At 30.0% G+C, this 17,471-nt stretch carries 17 protein-coding genes; 11 read left to right on the forward strand and 6 right to left on the reverse strand.

The annotated features are described in order from the left end of the window. Positions 1-32: 32 nt before the first annotated feature. From CLV91_RS10200 to CLV91_RS10210, 3 genes are all read left to right on the forward strand, one after another. On the forward strand, positions 33-2,114 hold the full coding sequence (locus tag CLV91_RS10200) for a tetratricopeptide repeat-containing sensor histidine kinase (RefSeq protein ID WP_121067372.1): 2,082 nt from the start codon (positions 33-35) through the stop codon (positions 2,112-2,114). A gap of 44 nt (positions 2,115-2,158) precedes the next feature. Further along, entirely contained in the window at positions 2,159-2,830 is a 672-nt protein-coding gene (locus tag CLV91_RS10205) for a response regulator (RefSeq protein ID WP_121067375.1), read from the forward strand. Between the two features lie 143 nt (positions 2,831-2,973). Continuing rightward, the gene (locus CLV91_RS10210; RefSeq protein ID WP_121067378.1) at positions 2,974-3,627 is read left to right on the forward strand and encodes a hypothetical protein; all 654 of its coding nucleotides are present in this window, start codon (positions 2,974-2,976) and stop codon (positions 3,625-3,627) included. A gap of 77 nt (positions 3,628-3,704) precedes the next feature. On the opposite strand, the gene glyA is transcribed toward CLV91_RS10210, so the two are convergent. After that, the gene (glyA, locus tag CLV91_RS10215; protein ID WP_121067885.1) at positions 3,705-4,979 is read right to left on the reverse strand and encodes a serine hydroxymethyltransferase; all 1,275 of its coding nucleotides are present in this window, start codon (positions 4,977-4,979) and stop codon (positions 3,705-3,707) included. Between the two features lie 204 nt (positions 4,980-5,183). Further along, entirely contained in the window at positions 5,184-5,579 is a 396-nt protein-coding gene (ytxJ, locus tag CLV91_RS10220; RefSeq protein ID WP_121067381.1) for a bacillithiol system redox-active protein YtxJ, read from the reverse strand. A 163-nt stretch (positions 5,580-5,742) separates the two neighbouring features. Here ytxJ and clpB point away from each other — a divergent pair, with 163 nt between their 5' ends. Together clpB and CLV91_RS10230 are read left to right on the forward strand one after the other, a co-directional pair. Next, positions 5,743-8,343: an ATP-dependent chaperone ClpB gene (gene clpB / locus CLV91_RS10225; RefSeq protein WP_121067384.1), complete on the forward strand. Its 2,601-nt coding sequence runs from the start codon at positions 5,743-5,745 to the stop codon at positions 8,341-8,343. A gap of 120 nt (positions 8,344-8,463) precedes the next feature. Next, entirely contained in the window at positions 8,464-9,060 is a 597-nt protein-coding gene (locus tag CLV91_RS10230) for a TetR/AcrR family transcriptional regulator (protein ID WP_121067387.1), read from the forward strand. An 84-nt stretch (positions 9,061-9,144) separates the two neighbouring features. Here the strand turns inward: CLV91_RS10230 and CLV91_RS10235 are convergent, their stop codons facing one another. Continuing rightward, positions 9,145-10,827: a PorP/SprF family type IX secretion system membrane protein gene (locus tag CLV91_RS10235; protein WP_121067390.1), complete on the reverse strand. Its 1,683-nt coding sequence runs from the start codon at positions 10,825-10,827 to the stop codon at positions 9,145-9,147. An 82-nt stretch (positions 10,828-10,909) separates the two neighbouring features. Here CLV91_RS10235 and CLV91_RS10240 point away from each other — a divergent pair, with 82 nt between their 5' ends. Continuing rightward, a complete protein-coding gene (locus CLV91_RS10240) occupies positions 10,910-11,455 on the forward strand; it encodes a phosphoglycerate mutase family protein (protein WP_121067394.1) in 546 nt (181 codons plus the stop codon). Here the strand turns inward: CLV91_RS10240 and CLV91_RS10245 are convergent. Then, a complete protein-coding gene (locus CLV91_RS10245) occupies positions 11,452-11,799 on the reverse strand; it encodes a DUF6503 family protein (protein ID WP_121067396.1) in 348 nt (115 codons plus the stop codon). The two genes, CLV91_RS10240 and CLV91_RS10245, sit on opposite strands and share 4 nt — an antisense overlap. Next, the gene (locus CLV91_RS10250) at positions 11,778-12,188 is read right to left on the reverse strand and encodes a DUF6503 family protein (RefSeq protein ID WP_121067399.1); all 411 of its coding nucleotides are present in this window, start codon (positions 12,186-12,188) and stop codon (positions 11,778-11,780) included. Before CLV91_RS10250 ends, CLV91_RS10245 begins: the two co-directional genes overlap by 22 nt. 77 nt (positions 12,189-12,265) lie before the next feature. On the opposite strand from CLV91_RS10250, the gene smpB reads away from it, so the two are divergent. Beyond that, entirely contained in the window at positions 12,266-12,727 is a 462-nt protein-coding gene (gene smpB, locus CLV91_RS10255) for an SsrA-binding protein SmpB (protein ID WP_121067402.1), read from the forward strand. On the opposite strand, the gene CLV91_RS10260 is transcribed toward smpB, so the two are convergent. Further along, on the reverse strand, positions 12,724-13,365 hold the full coding sequence (locus tag CLV91_RS10260; RefSeq protein ID WP_121067405.1) for a protein-L-isoaspartate(D-aspartate) O-methyltransferase: 642 nt from the start codon (positions 13,363-13,365) through the stop codon (positions 12,724-12,726). The two genes, smpB and CLV91_RS10260, sit on opposite strands and share 4 nt — an antisense overlap. 175 nt (positions 13,366-13,540) lie before the next feature. On the opposite strand from CLV91_RS10260, the gene CLV91_RS10265 reads away from it, so the two are divergent. From CLV91_RS10265 to CLV91_RS10280, 4 genes are read left to right on the forward strand one after another with little or no spacing between them, the layout of a single operon-like run. Further along, positions 13,541-14,509 (forward strand): Gfo/Idh/MocA family protein, encoded by a 969-nt coding sequence (locus CLV91_RS10265; protein WP_121067408.1) that lies wholly within the window; start codon positions 13,541-13,543, stop codon positions 14,507-14,509. A 1-nt stretch (position 14,510) separates the two neighbouring features. After that, entirely contained in the window at positions 14,511-15,398 is an 888-nt protein-coding gene (locus CLV91_RS10270; RefSeq protein ID WP_121067411.1) for a 3-hydroxybutyryl-CoA dehydrogenase, read from the forward strand. A gap of 17 nt (positions 15,399-15,415) precedes the next feature. Next, entirely contained in the window at positions 15,416-16,075 is a 660-nt protein-coding gene (locus CLV91_RS10275; protein WP_121067414.1) for a YggS family pyridoxal phosphate-dependent enzyme, read from the forward strand. Positions 16,076-16,103: 28 nt separating this feature from the next. Then, positions 16,104-17,471 (forward strand): exonuclease domain-containing protein, encoded by a 1,368-nt coding sequence (locus CLV91_RS10280; RefSeq protein ID WP_121067417.1) that lies wholly within the window; start codon positions 16,104-16,106, stop codon positions 17,469-17,471.

Consider the following 17,471-nt stretch of genomic DNA (forward strand, 5'->3'; position numbering starts at 1 on the left):
TAGTTTAAGGCATTTTTTATACCTTTATTTTAATGAAGGTCACCAAACATCCCCAAAAGAATATTTCAAAATATAAACTCCTCATAACTATTGGTAGCTTATGTATTTTAGCTTGTACCAATAACAAAATAATAAAGAGTCAAAATACCACTACAATCCTTAATGATAGTATTTCCTCATGGGTTTCCATGGCAAAAAATAAAACTCTTACAACAAAAGAACGTCTTACTTTTTTAGGAAAGGCACATACTGCTAATGAAAAAATACTTAAAGACTCTATAAAAATTAAAAATTTATCTTCAATTTCTTTTAGATACTATTCCTTAAACGATTCATTAAACTTTAGAAAAACAAATAAAGAAACCATAGCTCTGTCTAGAAGTATTAATGACACCATCACTTTAGCAAATTCTTATTGGGATTTAGCAGGTTTTTTCAACAAAGAAGCCATAATGGATAGTGCTTTTTTTTACTATCAAAAGGCAAGCAAAACTTTTTTATTACGAAAAGAGAATAAATTAGCAGCAAGAATGCTATTAGCAATGGCAAACGTTCAAGAATCAATTAAAGATAATACTGGAGCAGAAATTAATTGTATAAAAGCCATTGAGATATTTAAAGCTCAAGAAGACAACAAATATCTTTCTAGAAGCTACACAACTTTAGGTATAATTGCTAATAATTTAAATGAAAATAAAAAATCCATTTCCTATTACCAAGAAGCTTTAGAATATGATAAAAAAGCCAATAATGGAAAAGTGAAAAATTTTAGTATTATTAATAATCTTGGTGTTAGTAATCTTAAAAATAAAATATACGAAACTGCTATTTCTTATTTTAACGAAGTTTTAAACGCTCCAAACCTATTTCAAGACAACCCACGCTTATACGCTACTGCTTTAAACAATTTAACCAATGCTAATTTTGAGTTAAATAAGCTAGATAATGTTGAAAAAAACTATTTAGACGTTTTAGTTCTTAGAAAAAAAGAAGATAACACTAAAGGTTTAGCTGCTACTCACTTTTATTTGGGAGGTTATTATTTAAAAATAAAAGACACTATTAAAGCTAAAGAGCAAGTACATTCTTCTATAAATTTATCTAAATTAAGTTCTAATAATGATCGCTTATTAGAAGCCTTAATACTTGCAGCAAAAGTAGAACCAAAAAAAGCTGCTAGCTATTTATTACAAAACATACAATTAAAAGATAGTTTAGAAAAGGAAGAACGTAAAATTAGAAATAAATTTGCCCGTATTAGGTTTGAAACAGATGAGTTTATTGCCCAGAATGAACTTTTACAAGAACAAAAAAGACTGTGGACTGGTATTGCTGCCGGTTTAATTTTATTACTAATAGCCATATATGTAATTGTTACACAGCGAAATAAAAATCAAAAATTAAAATTTACACAACAACAACAAGCAAACAACCAAGAAGTTTTTAATTTAATGCTAGAACAAAAACAAAAAGTTGATGAAGCTAAAAGAGAAGAACAAAAAAGAATATCTGAAGAATTACATGATGGTGTCTTAGGGAAAATGCTTGGAGCAAGAATGGTACTTACTGGGCTAAACAAAAAAGCAGACCCAGAAGCTATTGAAGAAAAGGTAAAAGCAATAGCTGCTCTAAAGAATGTAGAGGGAGAAGTTCGTGCTATTTCTCATGAGCTTAACCATGCTGCTTACCAAAAAATTCCTAACTTTATTAATTCAATCACAGAACTATTAACTACTCTTGCCAAAAATGCAAAAATTGAACAAGAATTTAATTTCAACAATACATTTGATTGGGATACGTTATCAGGAGATATAAAGATTAATGTTTATAGAATGATTCAGGAATGTATCCATAACTCTATTAAGCATGCAGAATGCCAAAAAGTTTATGTAAATTTTGACATACATAAATTTAATTTTGAGGTTACTGTGGGAGATAATGGAAAAGGATATGAATTTAATAAAGAGAAAAAAGGAATTGGTTTGCGAAATATAAAATCTAGAATAGAAAAACTTAATGGACACTTTACTGTGGATTCAAAACTAGGAAAAGGAACTTCTTTCTTTTTTAACATACCTATATCTAGAATAAAAAAACATGAAATACCTGCATAGCTAGGTTCCCCTAATTTAATTACATAACAACAACTACGCATATAATGGAAACAATTCGAATTTTAGCTATTGATGATCATGAAATGACACCCCTTGGGTATAAATACATTTTAGAAGGTACCGAATTTGAAGATTTTGAAGTAAAAGTAGATGTTGCAAGAGGTTTTGAACTTGGTAAATCTAAAATTGAAACTTCTGGAAGGTCCTCTATTCATTATGATATTATTTTACTAGACATACAACTTTTTCCAACTCATTTACATGATGAACGCAGTGGGGAAGATTTAGGAAAACTTGCACGACAAGTTTCTCCAGATTCTAAGGTAGTTTTTATGTCTTCTTTTAGTGATAGTTACAAAATTAATAGCGTATTTAAAACAGTGGATCCAGACGGATACATGGTAAAATCTGAAATTGACGAAAAATCATTAATTGCAATGGTAGAAACCGTTGTTGCAAACCCACCCTATTATACTGCTGGAGCATTAGCTGCTGTAAGAAGAAAAATGGCAAATGATATAGTTATTGATGAAGTAGATAAAAAAATATTATTTAACCTTTCTATTGGTATTCGTACTAAAGACATTGCTCCTTTAATTTCTGCTGCAATAACTACTGTAGAATCTAGAAAAAGACAACTAAAAACTCTTTTTGGGATAGATAGCGGAAATGATTTAGCTTTAATAGAAGAGGCTAGAAAAAGAGGATTTATTTAAATCTGGACTACAAATTTCTAAAAATTAACATTTAAATAATCAAATAAAGCAAAAACCTCTTTTTATATGAGGTTTTCCTATGTTCTAAAACTAAGACTTACATATATATTTGTTTGTAGCATAAATAAATTACAAGCAATCATATGTCAGCATACAAAGACAACTCTAAAAAAAGTGATGCTTGGAGGTTCCCCCATACCCTTCAAACTATTTCTATATTTTCTTTTATAAAAAAAATAGAAAAAGATTTCTTTGCAGAAGTAACTGTACAAAATTTTGGATATATAGAGGATAGCTTTTCTATCTCATTACAATTAGATTGCAACTTATCTTTAATTGAAATACTAAATCATGCAAACCTAGGTACATGGGGTGATTTTAAAAATATTAAAGACTTAAATCCTTTATGCAAAGCTCTTGAAATCTTAGAGCATGAAAACAATTGTAAAATAGCTATAAGTGAATTCTCCCTTTTTTTAAAAGATACATCAATCATCATTAATAAAACGAACAACCTAAATATATCTAAGGAATTAAACACTATTCTTAGAGAAATAGCTAGTCAATATATTTACATTACAAATGGTTTTACAAAAAAACCATACGAAATATATATTCCAGTTCTAGAAGAAAATGATTTTGATATGGAAATGTATATCCCTGAAGAATGTGGCTCTAAAAGCTACAATGAATACTGGGGTATTTATTTTGAATCAGAAGAAGAAGCTGTTATATATGACGTTAAAGAAAATTCATATTTACCTGAAGAGCTACATCTTTGTATGGTAGAATATTAGTTTTTTAATTTAGTTCAACAAAAAATCCCATTATTATATATAATGGGATTTTTTAATTTTAAAAAAAATACATTTATCTAAGCATTAAATAAATCTCTTCCTTTCATTAAAGAATTTACTTTTGCTTTTACTGCAGCAAGTACTTCTGTATCTTCCGGACTAGAAATTACTTCATCAATAAAATCTACAATTACATTCATATCGGCTTCTTTTAAACCTCTTGTAGTTATTGCAGCAGTACCAAAACGCACACCAGAAGTAACAAATGGAGATTTATCATCAAAAGGAACCATATTTTTATTGGCTGTAATATCTGCCAAAACAAGGGCTTTTTCAGCATCTTTTCCAGAAATATTTTTGTTTCTTAAATCTATTAACATCATGTGATTGTCTGTCCCTCCAGAAATAATATCGTACCCCTTAGCTACAAATGCTTTGGCCATTGCTTCTGCATTTTTCTTTACTTGTACCATATAATGTAAATACGCATCAGATAAAGCTTCTCCAAAAGCAATTGCTTTTGCAGCTATAATATGCTCTAATGGCCCACCTTGATTCCCTGGAAATACAGCTAAATCTAATAAGGCAGACATTTTTCTTAATTTTCCATTCTTAAGAGTTATTCCAAATGGGTTATCAAAATCTTCTCCCATTAATATAAGTCCACCTCTTGGCCCTCTTAAAGTTTTATGGGTTGTTGTTGTAACTACATGACAATGTGGAATTGGGTCATTTAAAATTCCTTTTGCAATTAAACCTGCAGGATGAGAAATATCTGCTAATAACAATGCTCCAACACTATCTGCAATTTCTCTAAATTTTTTAAAATCTATATCTCTAGAATATGCAGATGCTCCTGCAATTATCATTTTTGGTTTTTCTTTAGTTGCAATTTCTTGAATTACATCATAATCTAACCTTCCTGTTTCTTTATCTACACCATAAAACACAGGGTTATATAAACGACCAGAAAAATTAACTGGGGAACCGTGTGTTAAGTGCCCTCCATGAGATAAATCAAAACCTAGTATTGTATCTCCTGGTTTTAAACATGCATGGTATACAGAAGCATTTGCTTGTGAACCTGAATGTGGTTGCACATTAGCGTATACAGCTCCAAATAATTCTTTTGCTCTATCTATTGCTAATTGCTCTACTTTATCTACAACTTCACAACCACCATAATATCTTTTTCCTGGGTAGCCTTCTGCATATTTATTTGTTAATACTGAGCCTGCCGCTTCCATTACTTGAGGGCTAGTAAAATTCTCAGAGGCAATTAATTCTACACCATTAATCTGGCGCTCTCTTTCTTCTTCAATTAAATCAAAAATCAGGTTGTCGCGTTGCATATTATATGTTTGCATTAAATGAAATGCAAAAATACAAATTGGGAATCATTTTTAATACTATAAAATGGTTTTTGGAATAGATTTTATTAAAAAAACATTAACAAATAGCAAAAAAATATTCATCTAAGTAACTTCTATATAGTCCCTAAAAATGAATTTTAGATACGCAATAATATTACTTAATGACTGAAAGAGATTATTTATTTATAAATACTCTTTTAATACCAAATCATTAATTCCACCATGAGAAGAACTAGCCTCTACTACCCCATTTTTAATAACTAATAACTGTGGAGATTGGTGTATTAACTGAAATTTTACAGCCACCTCGTTAGAAACAGATCTATAACTATGTAAATCTAAATAATACAAATCTGCCTGTTCCTCATTTAAATCATAAGTCTCTTGAAACATATTCATAACCATTCTACTAATACCACAAGTAGTAGAATGCTTAAAAACAATCTGTAATTTAATTTTAGATTTTTCTTCAATATCATTTAATTGTTCCACACTAGTTAAAGGTACCCATGGAATTACTTTCTTCTCCTTTTTTTCTTCATTATTAGTACCTCCAAATAGGCTATTTAATATTCCCATAATTACTTTATTTAATAAGTCGTACAACTATTATTTTCTTACAAACTGCCGTTATGTCTTGTGTTAATGGGCAATTGCAGACATTTTGTCAACTCTTTCTTATTGGTAAGGTTGTTGACTTCTACATATCAAAATTAAGAAATAACATTAAATTATAAGAGCTATGAACTTTAATAATTTCACTATAAAATCCCAAGAAGCAGTACAGCAAGCACAAATACTTGCACAATCTTTGGGGCACCAACAAATAGAAAATGAACATTTATATAAAGGAATATCTGAAGTAGATGAAAATGTACTTCCATTTCTTTTAAAAAAATTAAATGTAAATAATAATTTATTAAAACAAATATTAGACAAAGAACTAGAGAGTTTTCCTAAAGTATCTGGAGGTGATATTATGGCATCAAGAGAAGCTAGCAAAACATTAACGGAAGCTAATGTTCTTGCTAAGAAAATGAACGATGAGTATGTTTCTTTGGAACATTTATTACTTGCTATTTTTAAATCTAAAAGTAAGGTAGCACAGATTTTAAAAGATCAAGGTGTTACCTTAAAAAATTTAGAAGCTGCTATAAATGAGCTAAGAAAAGGAGGAAATGTAACTTCTCAAAGTGCAGAAGAAACGTACAATTCCCTAGATAAATATGCCAAAAATCTAAATAAATTAGCAGACAATGGTAATTTAGACCCCGTTATAGGGCGTGATGAAGAAATTCGTAGAATTCTTCAAATATTATCTAGAAGAACCAAAAATAACCCAATGTTAGTTGGGGAACCTGGTGTTGGTAAAACTGCCATTGCAGAAGGTCTTGCACATAGAATTGTTTTAGGTGACGTTCCTGAAAATTTAAAAGAAAAAATTATTTATTCTCTAGATATGGGTGCACTAATAGCTGGCGCAAAATATAAAGGAGAATTTGAAGAAAGATTAAAATCTGTAATAAAGGAAGTAACAGAATCTGACGGAGATATTGTATTATTTATTGATGAAATACACACCTTAGTTGGTGCAGGTGGTGGTCAAGGTGCTATGGATGCAGCAAATATTCTTAAACCAGCGCTAGCAAGAGGAGAATTAAGAGCAATTGGAGCAACAACTTTAGATGAATATCAAAAATATTTTGAAAAAGACAAAGCACTAGAACGTCGTTTTCAAAAAGTAATCGTAGAGGAACCAGATTCCGAAAGTGCCATTTCTATTCTTAGAGGTATTAAAGAAAAATATGAAGCGCATCATAAAGTAAGAATAAAAGATGAAGCTGTAATAGCTGCTGTAGAACTATCACAACGCTATATTACAAATCGTTTTTTACCAGATAAGGCTATAGATTTAATGGATGAAGCTGCTTCTAAATTAAGAATGGAAATTAATTCTAAACCAGAAGAATTAGATGTTTTGGATAGAAAAATAATGCAGTTAGAGATTGAGATTGAAGCCATAAAACGTGAAAATGATACCGTTAAAGTAAAGTCTCTAAATATAGAATTAGCAAACCTTAAAGAGGATAGAATTGAAATTTTTGCAAAATGGGAAAGTGAAAAAACAGTAGTAGACAATATTCAAAAAACAAAACAGGATATTGAAAATTATAAACTAGAAGCGGAAAGAGCAGAAAGAAATGGCGATTATGGTAAAGTTGCTGAACTACGGTATGGCAAAATAAAAGAAGCGCAAGAAAATCTAGAAAAACTACAAGTAGAACTTGAGCAACAACAAAATGTAGGAACACTTATTAAAGAAGAAGTTACTAATGAAGATATTGCGGATGTTGTTGCAAAATGGACGGGAATACCTGTAACTAAAATGCTGCAAAGTGAAAGAGAAAAACTATTGCAATTAGAAGATGTTTTACACAAACGCGTTGTAGGACAAGAAGAAGCTATAGTTGCAGTTTCAGATGCAATTAGGAGAAGTAGAGCTGGTTTACAAGACACAAAAAAACCAATAGGTTCTTTCTTATTTTTAGGAACAACAGGTGTTGGTAAAACTGAACTTGCAAAGACATTAGCTTCTTATTTATTTGATGACGAAAACGCTATGACAAGGATTGATATGAGTGAATATCAAGAACGTCATTCTGTTAGTAGATTAGTAGGTGCACCTCCAGGATATGTTGGTTACGATGAAGGCGGGCAATTAACAGAAGCTGTACGAAGACGCCCCTACTCTGTAATATTATTAGACGAAATAGAAAAAGCACATCCAGATACATTTAATATTTTATTACAAGTCTTAGATGAAGGCAGATTAACAGATAATAAAGGTAGGGTTGCAGATTTTAAAAACGCTATTATTATTATGACAAGTAATATGGGAAGCCATATTATTCAAGAAAAATTTGAAAACAGTAAAGATACTTTTAGCGCTACAGAATCTGCCAGAGTAGAGGTTTTAGGTTTATTACGCAAAACTATTAGGCCAGAATTTTTAAATAGAATAGATGATATTATTATGTTTACCCCTTTAAGTAAAGAGGATATTAAACAAATAGTAGAACTACAAATAGAACAGCTTAAAAAAATGCTCAATAAGCAAAATATTGCTATAGATGCTACACAGGAAGCTATTACTTATTTAGCAAATAAAGGCTATGAACCGCAATATGGAGCTAGGCCAATTAAAAGAGTAATACAAAAAGAAGTTCTTAATAATTTATCTAAAGAACTACTAAAAGGAAGTATTAAAGCAGAAAGCATTGTATTAATAGATTCTTTTAACGAAAGTTTAGTTTTTAGAAATCAAAATGAGCTAGCTTCTTAGGTTTAATTTAAATTTTTATTGATATAGCTATATATTTATAGCTATATCGATTTTTTTTATTAATATTTATACCATACAGTATATAGTTTTTTTATATTCGTATAAAATAACACCCCATTAATGTCTGGAAAAGCAAAAAAAACAACCGCTTTTATTATAGAAACTGTAGCCCCTGTTTTTAACAAACATGGTTATATAGGAACCAGCATGAGTGATTTAACGGAGGCCACTGGTTTAACTAAGGGGGCTCTTTATGGCAATTTTGAAAACAAAGAAGCTCTTGCTTTAGCTGCTTTTGAGTATAGCCGTAATATATTATTAAATGCAATTGATGAGCAGCTTGCTAAAGAAGGGAAGTCTTTAGATAAACTATTTAATCTTATTAAATTTTATCATAAATATGACATTTTTACGCTACCTCTAGGTGGCTGTCCTATTTTAAACACTGGTGTAGATGCGCAACATAACAATAGGTTACTAGCAGCTGCTGCTAAAGAAACTATAAAAGAAATTGAAGGTAAAATAGCTTTAATTTTAGAAAATGGTGTAAACAACAATGAAATTCATTTACCAGTAACTCCTTTACAATTTGCAAAACAAATGTATACCATGATACAAGGAGCTGTAGCAATGTCTACCATAACAAAAGACCGAAAATATTTACTAAATACTGTTGCCTATCTAGAGGTACTTATAAAAAAAGAGATTAAAAAATAAATTTTAATCAGCACTACCTCATAAAGTGTGTAATTATAAAAAATAGGGAGGGACATGTCCCTCCCTATTTTTTATACTTTTATTCTATTCTCCTTTTACTCTAAATATCCATAGTTTTTTAGTATATCTTCCATTTATACCACTATCTCTACCTTCCCTAGCTTCTTTAATAGTGTTATAACGAATTAGATAAACATAATTATATTTGTTTTTACTTCTATAAAAAGAACCAGGGTTAAAACCAGCTTTCTTCATATCACCCATAAAAGCTTCATAATACTTTTTAGTTCCAAATACATTTGCAATTAAATAATATCCAGGCTCTAAACTTCCTTCTTTAACTACCTCTTCATATTTCTCACCGGCTTGTACCGTAACAACTTCAGTTTTAGTAATATTTTTTATTCTTTTTTCTTCTTCAAGAGCTAATTTAATAGCATTAAGAGAATCCTTAGCCTTTTCTTCTCTTAACTTTCTAGAATATGCTAAAGCTTCTTCCAAACGTATATTTTCAAGAGAGTCTAGAGTCTTCTTTTCTTTAGCTCTAATTGCAGCTAATCTTGTTTCTTCTTTTTTAGCTTCTTCCTCTAGTTTTAACGTACGCTTATAATTTCTAATAGAATCTTTTTTGCGTTTACGAGCTTCTTTTGCAGAAGTAGCTACCCTAGTATCTTTAACTTTATTTAAAGAATCTTTCTCAATTCTAGCTTTTTCTTTAGTTGCATTTTCTTTTTTCTTAGTTTCTTCTTTTAATGCAAGAGCTTCGGCCTTAGATAATTTTTCTTTTAACTTCTCTTTTTCCTTGAGTTCTTTTTCTTGCTTTTCTTTTTCGATATCCTCCGGAGTTTGTTTTTTTATTTCTTTACCAAAATTATATGCGGTAACAATTTCAAAAGTTGGATTCACATCATTTAAATCATTATTAGTTGCAAATTCTACTAATGCACCAACTGAAAAACTTTTGAAAAAATGCCCTCCTGCTCCTGCAGATATTCCATAAAAATTATTATACCCTACTTGCGACCAAAACTTAGATGTATCTAAAATTGTAGTAATGCCAAACTGAGAATCTTGGTTGGGTACAGATTTATAGTAAATATTGGGCTGTAAATAAGCATTTTCATTAAATAAGGATAAAGGAAACTCGTAAGCACCTGAAATATAATAAACACGGTCAGAAGATAAAGAAGACCTTTCTTTAGTTTCAAAATTATAATCAAACATATTTTCTGCAACAAAACCAAGATTAAAACGGTTTATTTGTAAGTTTATCCCAGGTGCCACTTGCAATATAAATGCACTTGAACTACTATTTGCGATAATATGTGGTAATTGATTTTGTTGATTTGTTTGAAAACGAGTATCTGCTAATTCTTGCTGATAGCCAATAATATTAAATCCAACTCCTAAATCTATTCCAGTACCTAGATTTATATTATGCGCATAATTTATTACCCCACCAGTATTAATAAAAACTCCTGTATTATTTTGTAAATAACCTACTCCTATAGATGAAACTTCTGTTAATTTTCTATTATAATTCAAATATATAGATGTTGGATCCGCATCTATACTTTGCCATTGCCAACGTGTCCAAAGACCTAGTGATTGAGTTCTTGCCCCTTGTAATGAACTTGCAGGGTTTAACAAACTGCTATTAATGTTTGTAATATTATGTTGTCTAATATCTCCAGGCAAAGTAACGTTTTGCGCATTAGACACCAAGAACATTAAAAAAACTATATAAAGTATATTATTTTTTTGCATATGCAAAAAAACAAAAAAAACTGCTTCTAAATACTATTTCCACCTATTTTTAGTTATTATCTAAGTTACAGACTACCTAATTATGAAAGCAATTAAAAGCCTACTAGTTATATTTTTATTTGTTAGTTTTTTTTCTTGTAAAAACAAAACTAATTTAGAGGAAGTAAATACCGTAAAAGAAGTATCTACTTACTATTTTATAAGACATGCAGAAAAAGACAGGAGTAACCCGGATAATATAGACCCAGAACTTATTCAAAAAGGACTAGGAAGGGCTATGCATTGGGCTGAAATTTTTGATGACATAGAACTTGATGCTATATATTCTACAGACTTTTTAAGAAGTTCTATGACTGCTGCACCAACATCTGTTAAAAAAAATATAGATGTAAAATATTATAATTTTGACGATATTAATGTAAATCAGTTTAAAAAAGACCATGCAAATCAAAATATTTTAATTGTAGGTCATGCGGATACTAGTCCAGAATTTGTAAATCAGCTATTAGAAGAAGATAAATACAGTAGTATGGAAGACTACGACAATGGAAGTCTTTTTATTGTTCAAATAACTAATGGGATTGCTACTTCACAACGTTTACATATCAACTGTAATTGTCCAGATTAATTAGTAACTTTAATATCCTTTATCTCTATTTTAGATAATAATTTTAATTCTTTTGTATTGTACAGTTTATCAATATCTTGAATAGGATACTTACTATCTATGGTTTTATAATTTTCATAATCAACAAATCGTATTCCACTTATATATCTTTCATTATAAGCTATTCTAAATCGATTACCACCTCCGTTTACTGAAAAGGAATAAGCCAAAAAATCTGGCAAATAAGTTTGGGTATTAAACCAGTATATATACACGTCATCAAAATCATCTCCCCCACCTTCTTTGCTAAAGGTTATTTGTATCTTAAAATATTCTTTATCATTCAATATAACTTTTCCCAGCATTTTTTTTGAACAGCAGAATCGTTTAAACCATAAGGGAGCTTAGAAAAATAGTGCACAGAGTTTATAGAATTAGCATGTGAGGATTTTAATGAATCTGCAAGCTTAACTAAAATACTATTCTCAAAATAGTTTAAAGTATTCTTAAGTTTTACCTCTTTTACTACAACGGAGTCTTTTATAAATTTTCTTTGCAATTCAAAACCTTTTTCCATTGGTATAGAAGTATATTCCTTATTTCTAAATGTAAAAGAAACTTCTTTGTTTTTAAAAAATTTTGTACCACTGACTTCAATACTTCTATCAATTACAGCTTGTGCTGTAGGATTTTTTTCCTTTTCATTACATGAAAACAAAAGAAGTAAACTAAAAAAAACAAACACTATTCTCATAAAAAATTTTATAATTTGTTCGCAAATAACACCCTTAATTACATTAATACTAATATTGTCCTTATTTTTGTTTTATTATGCAAACTAACATCAACATTAAAAACAAAAAAGCTCGTTTTGAATACGAGATTTTAGATAAATATACAGCTGGTATTGTTTTATCTGGCACAGAAATTAAATCTATTAGATACGGAAGAGCTTCAATTACAGAAAGTTTTTGCGAGTTTAGTGACAAAGGAGAGCTTTTTGTAATTAACATGCAGGTTGATGAATATTCTCATGGCTCTCATTATAATCACTTACCAAAAGCAGCTCGCAAACTATTATTAAACAAGAGAGAGTTAAAAAAACTAGATCGAGAAGTAAAAACCTCAGGACTAACCATAGTACCTCTTAATCTTTTTATTAATGAAAAAGGTTTTGCTAAAATGAACATTGCTTTAGCAAAAGGTAAAAAGCTTTATGATAAAAGAGAAACCATAAAAGATCGCGATAACAAAAGAGATTTAGCGAGAGTTAAGAAAAGTTTCAACTCTTAATTTTTATTCTCTAATAAAGGTACAAAACGAAAAGAACCATACTCAGTTTTTTGAAACTCTTTCTCAGATTTTCTAACAAACAATGTCATTATCTGATCATCAATACCAACAGGAATAACTAGTCTACCTCCTATTTTTAATTGCGATAGTAAAGCTTTTGGTACTTCTGGAGCACCCGCAGTAACAATAATGCCATCAAAAGGAGCTTCTTCTGGCATACCTTTATAACCATCGCCAAAAATCATTTTTTTTGGCCTATATCCCATTTTCTTAAAAAAGATAGATGTTTTTTTAAAAAGCTCTAATTGTCTTTCTATAGAATACACTTTAGTATGTAAAGCTAATAAAACTGCTGTTTGGTATCCACTCCCAGTACCAATTTCTAATATTTTTTTATTTACTGATACTTGCAAAAGTTCTGTCTGAAAAGCCACAGTATAAGGCTGCGAAATAGTCTGGTTAGCTGCAATAGGAAAAGCTTTGTCCTGATACGCATGTCCTTCAAAACTACTATCCATAAATAAATGCCTTGGAATTTTCCTAATAGCATTTAAAACGTTTTTATCCTCTATACCTTTTTCAATTAGCACTTCTGCTAATTTGTTACGCATTCCGCTATGTTTAAGTGTATCTTTCAATCGGGGTTAGTTTTGGTTCTCAAAGTTAGGAAAGTTAATTAGAAGATTAAAAAAGCAAAAGCTATTTCTTAGTTTATTTTTAATATCCAAAATTTCTATTATTATAACCATAAAGTTTTAAAATATCAAGACCATAAACTTCTAAAGTATCCGTATTTTTGAAAAAACGAAACTTATGCTTAAAGTTGGTGTTCTTGGCGCTGGTCACTTAGGAAAAATTCATCTTCGCCTATTAAATGAATCTAATAAATATACTTTAATTGGTTTTTATGACCCTGATGCAATAAATGGTAAAAAAGTAGCTGATCAATTTGGGTACACTTATTTTGACAATATAAATGCATTAATAGATGCTGTAGATGTTGTAGATATAGTAACTCCTACTCTTTCTCATTATGATTGTGCTAAAAAAGCAATAGTAAAAGGCAAGCATATTTTCATAGAAAAACCTATTACAAATACTTTAGAAGAGGCAGAAGAACTTATTTCTTTAGCTACTAAAAATAATGTAAAAGGGCAAGTGGGCCATGTTGAAAGATTTAACCCTGCTTTTTCTGCGGTTAAAAATAGCATAGACTCTCCCATGTTTATTGAAACACACCGTTTGGCAGAATTTAATCCAAGAGGAACAGATGTGCCTGTAGTTTTAGATTTAATGATTCATGATATAGATGCTATTCTAAGCGTAGTAAAATCTAAAGTCAAAAAAATAAATGCTAGTGGTGTTTCTGTTATTAGTAAATCTCCAGACATTGCGAATGCTCGTTTAGAATTTGAAAATGGTTGCGTTGCTAATTTAACAGCAAGCAGAATTTCTTTAAAAAACATGCGAAAGTCTAGATTTTTTCAAAAAGATGCTTACATCTCTGTAGATTTTTTAGAGAAAAAAGTAGAGGTTGTAAAAATGAAAGATGCCCCCGAAACAACTGGCGATTTTGATATGATTTTACAAAATGCAGAAGGAGAAAAAAAGCAAATTTATTTTGAAAACCCTGAAATAGAAACAAACAATGCCATTTTAGATGAACTAGAAACCTTTGCAGATGCAATAAACTCTAACTCTACCCCTATTGTAAGCCTACAAGATGGTGCCGCTGCTCTAAAAGTTGCTTTAGAAATTATAGAATCTTTTAATCACAATTAGTATGAAAAATATTGCTGTTATTGGAGCTGGAACAATGGGTAATGGTATTGCTCACGTATTTGCTCAAAACAATTTTAAGGTTAATCTTATAGATATATCTGAAGCATCTTTAGAAAAAGGTATTACTACAATTACTAAAAATTTAGACCGTCTTATTTCTAAAGAAAAAATAACGGAAGATGTTAAAACTAACACTTTAGCAAATATCACTACATATTCTTCTATCCCTAATGGTGTTAAAAACAAAGATTTAGTTGTTGAAGCTGCTACAGAAAGAACCGATTTAAAACTAAAAATATTTAAAGAATTAGATGAAATTTGCCAAGAAAATACTATTCTAGCAACAAATACTTCCTCTATTTCTATTACTAAAATTGCTGCTGTTACGAATAGACCAGATAAGGTTATAGGAATGCATTTTATGAACCCTGTTCCTATTATGAAGTTGGTAGAAATTATAAGAGGTTATAGCACATCTAATGAGACTACAGATGCTATAATGAATTTATCTCTTCAATTAGGAAAAACACCAACCGAGGTTAATGATTATCCTGGTTTTGTTGCTAATCGTATTTTAATGCCTATGCTAAATGAAGCCATAGAAACCTTATACAACGGAGTTGCTGGGGTTTCTGAGATTGATACGGTTATGAAGTTAGGTATGGCACACCCTATGGGACCTTTACAATTAGCAGATTTTATAGGCTTGGATGTATGTTTGTCTATTCTAAATGTACTTTATGATGGATTTAAAAACCCAAAATATGCTCCTTGCCCTCTTTTAGTAAATATGGTAATGGCAGGTAAACTAGGCGTTAAATCTGGAGAAGGTTTCTATGATTATTCTGAATCCAAAAAAGCAGAAAAAATAGCTAAGCAATTTTCTTAAAATAGTATTCCACCTTTATGTCTATAAAGCAAAATTTACAGCAAATAAAAGACACATTACCTAGTAATGTTACATTAGTCGCAGTTTCTAAAACAAAACCTGTTACCGATTTACAAGAAGCTTATAATGCTGGTCAACGCATTTTTGGGGAAAACAAGATTCAGGAAATGGTGCAAAAATGGGAAACGCTTCCTAAAGACATAGAATGGCATATGATTGGACATGTACAGCGCAATAAAGTTAAGTACATGGCCGAGTTTATTTCTTTAATTCATGGTGTAGATAGTTTAAAACTCCTTACCGAAATTAATAAGCAAGCTGCAAAACACAATAGAATAATTTCTTGCCTATTACAAATTCATATTGCAACCGAAGAAACTAAATTTGGGTTAAATGAAGAAGAGTTAATAACACTCCTTACATCTGAAGACTTTAAAAATTTAAAAAACATAGAGATAAAGGGACTCATGGGAATGGCAACTTTTACAAGTAACAAAAACCAAATCAAAAAAGAGTTTAGTTCTTTAAAGTCTATTTATAATAATACAAAAGAGACCATTCCATCTATTTCTATTATATCTATGGGTATGAGTGGAGATTACCAAATAGCAGTAGAAGAAGGCAGTACCATGGTAAGAATAGGTAGTAGTATTTTTGGAGTTAGAAATTATAAGTAACACCAAACTCGCCTAAAAAAGCAAATTAATGTACGTAATACTTGATATAGAAACTACAGGAGGAAAATACAATGAAGAAGGTATTACAGAAATTGCTATTCATAAGTTTGATGGGCACAAGGTAATAGATACTTTTATTAGCTTAGTTAATCCTGAAAAAGAAATACAGCCCTTTGTGGTTAAGCTTACTGGAATAAATAATAAAATGCTACGTACAGCGCCTAAATTTTACGAGGTAGCTAAACGTATTATAGAAATTACTGAAAACACTGTTTTAGTAGCACACAATGCTCAGTTTGATTATAGAATTTTAAGAACTGAATTTAAAAGACTAGGATATAATTTTGAAAGAAAAACCTTGTGCACGGTGGAACTTTCTAAAAGGCTATTACCAGACGCAGAATCTTATAGTTTAGGAAAATTAGTTAGGTCCTTAGGAATACCTGTTAGTGATAGACATAGAGCTAATGGAGATGCCTTAGCAACAGTAAAACTATTTAAGTTACTACTAGCAAAAGATACGGATAAAGAAATTCTTAAAACGGTAATAAGAAAAGAAACCCATGGAGAACTTTCAGAAAAACAATTGCACATTATAGAAGACTTGCCTTCTGAGACTGGTGTTTATTACATGCATAATAAAGACGGAGAAATTCATTTCTTAGGCCACAGCAAAAACATAAAAAAAAGGGTCAATGACCATTTTACAAAAAGAGGAGATAGAGCTCGTAAACTTCAGAAAGAAACAAAAAAAGTAACTTACGAAAAAACAGGAAATGAGCTAATAGCTCTCTTAAAAGAGTTAGAAGAGCAAAACAAAACAAAACCCAAGTACAACAATAAGAATAAAGCAAAAATATATTCTCATGCTGTTTATCAAGGAGAAACAAAAGAAGGCTATATTAGTTTTAATGCAAGTCATATATCTGGCAATAGACCTAACCTTACAACCTTTAACAGTATTCATGGCGCTAAAAACTTTATTTATAAAATAAATGAAGAATTTAATTTATGTGATAAAATAAATGGAGTCTCAGAAGCTAAAAAAAACTGTTCTAAATACAATGAAAATAAATGTAATGGTGCCTGCATAGAAAAAGAATCTTTTACAGAGTATAACCAAAGAGCATTAAAAGCTATTACCAAATATAGTCTTGCTAACAAAAGCATAATTATTATTGACAAAGGAAGAGAAATTGGAGAATATAGCGCTATTTTAATAAAAGATGGTATTTTTATAGGGTTAGGATTTTACGACTTAAATTTTCAAATAAATAATTTAAATATATTAGAATCTATTATAACACCAATGAATGGTGGAAAAAATGCCATACATTTAATTGAAACTTACCTTAGAAAAAAGAGAGTTGTAAAGATTATAGAATTGAACAATTAA

The sequence above is a fragment of the Maribacter vaceletii genome (assembly GCF_003634105.1).
Lineage (GTDB): Bacteria > Bacteroidota > Bacteroidia > Flavobacteriales > Flavobacteriaceae > Maribacter_B > Maribacter_B vaceletii.

Excerpts from the sequence above, each read along its gene's own strand:
- CLV91_RS10275 (WP_121067414.1), top strand. The coding sequence starts at position 15,416 with ATGTCTATAAAGCAAAATTTACAGCAAATAAAAGACACATTACCTAGT.
- smpB (WP_121067402.1), top strand. The coding sequence starts at position 12,266 with ATGCAAACTAACATCAACATTAAAAACAAAAAAGCTCGTTTTGAATAC.
- CLV91_RS10280 (WP_121067417.1), top strand. The coding sequence starts at position 16,104 with ATGTACGTAATACTTGATATAGAAACTACAGGAGGAAAATACAATGAA.
- CLV91_RS10250 (WP_121067399.1), bottom strand. The coding sequence starts at position 12,188 with ATGAGAATAGTGTTTGTTTTTTTTAGTTTACTTCTTTTGTTTTCATGT.
- CLV91_RS10270 (WP_121067411.1), top strand. The coding sequence starts at position 14,511 with ATGAAAAATATTGCTGTTATTGGAGCTGGAACAATGGGTAATGGTATT.
- CLV91_RS10235 (WP_121067390.1), bottom strand. The coding sequence starts at position 10,827 with ATGCAAAAAAATAATATACTTTATATAGTTTTTTTAATGTTCTTGGTG.
- CLV91_RS10210 (WP_121067378.1), top strand. The coding sequence starts at position 2,974 with ATGTCAGCATACAAAGACAACTCTAAAAAAAGTGATGCTTGGAGGTTC.
- CLV91_RS10245 (WP_121067396.1), bottom strand. The coding sequence starts at position 11,799 with ATGCTGGGAAAAGTTATATTGAATGATAAAGAATATTTTAAGATACAA.
- glyA (WP_121067885.1), bottom strand. The coding sequence starts at position 4,979 with ATGCAACGCGACAACCTGATTTTTGATTTAATTGAAGAAGAAAGAGAG.
- CLV91_RS10205 (WP_121067375.1), top strand. The coding sequence starts at position 2,159 with ATGGAAACAATTCGAATTTTAGCTATTGATGATCATGAAATGACACCC.
- CLV91_RS10265 (WP_121067408.1), top strand. The coding sequence starts at position 13,541 with ATGCTTAAAGTTGGTGTTCTTGGCGCTGGTCACTTAGGAAAAATTCAT.
- CLV91_RS10240 (WP_121067394.1), top strand. The coding sequence starts at position 10,910 with ATGAAAGCAATTAAAAGCCTACTAGTTATATTTTTATTTGTTAGTTTT.
- CLV91_RS10200 (WP_121067372.1), top strand. The coding sequence starts at position 33 with ATGAAGGTCACCAAACATCCCCAAAAGAATATTTCAAAATATAAACTC.
- clpB (WP_121067384.1), top strand. The coding sequence starts at position 5,743 with ATGAACTTTAATAATTTCACTATAAAATCCCAAGAAGCAGTACAGCAA.
- ytxJ (WP_121067381.1), bottom strand. The coding sequence starts at position 5,579 with ATGGGAATATTAAATAGCCTATTTGGAGGTACTAATAATGAAGAAAAA.
- CLV91_RS10230 (WP_121067387.1), top strand. The coding sequence starts at position 8,464 with ATGTCTGGAAAAGCAAAAAAAACAACCGCTTTTATTATAGAAACTGTA.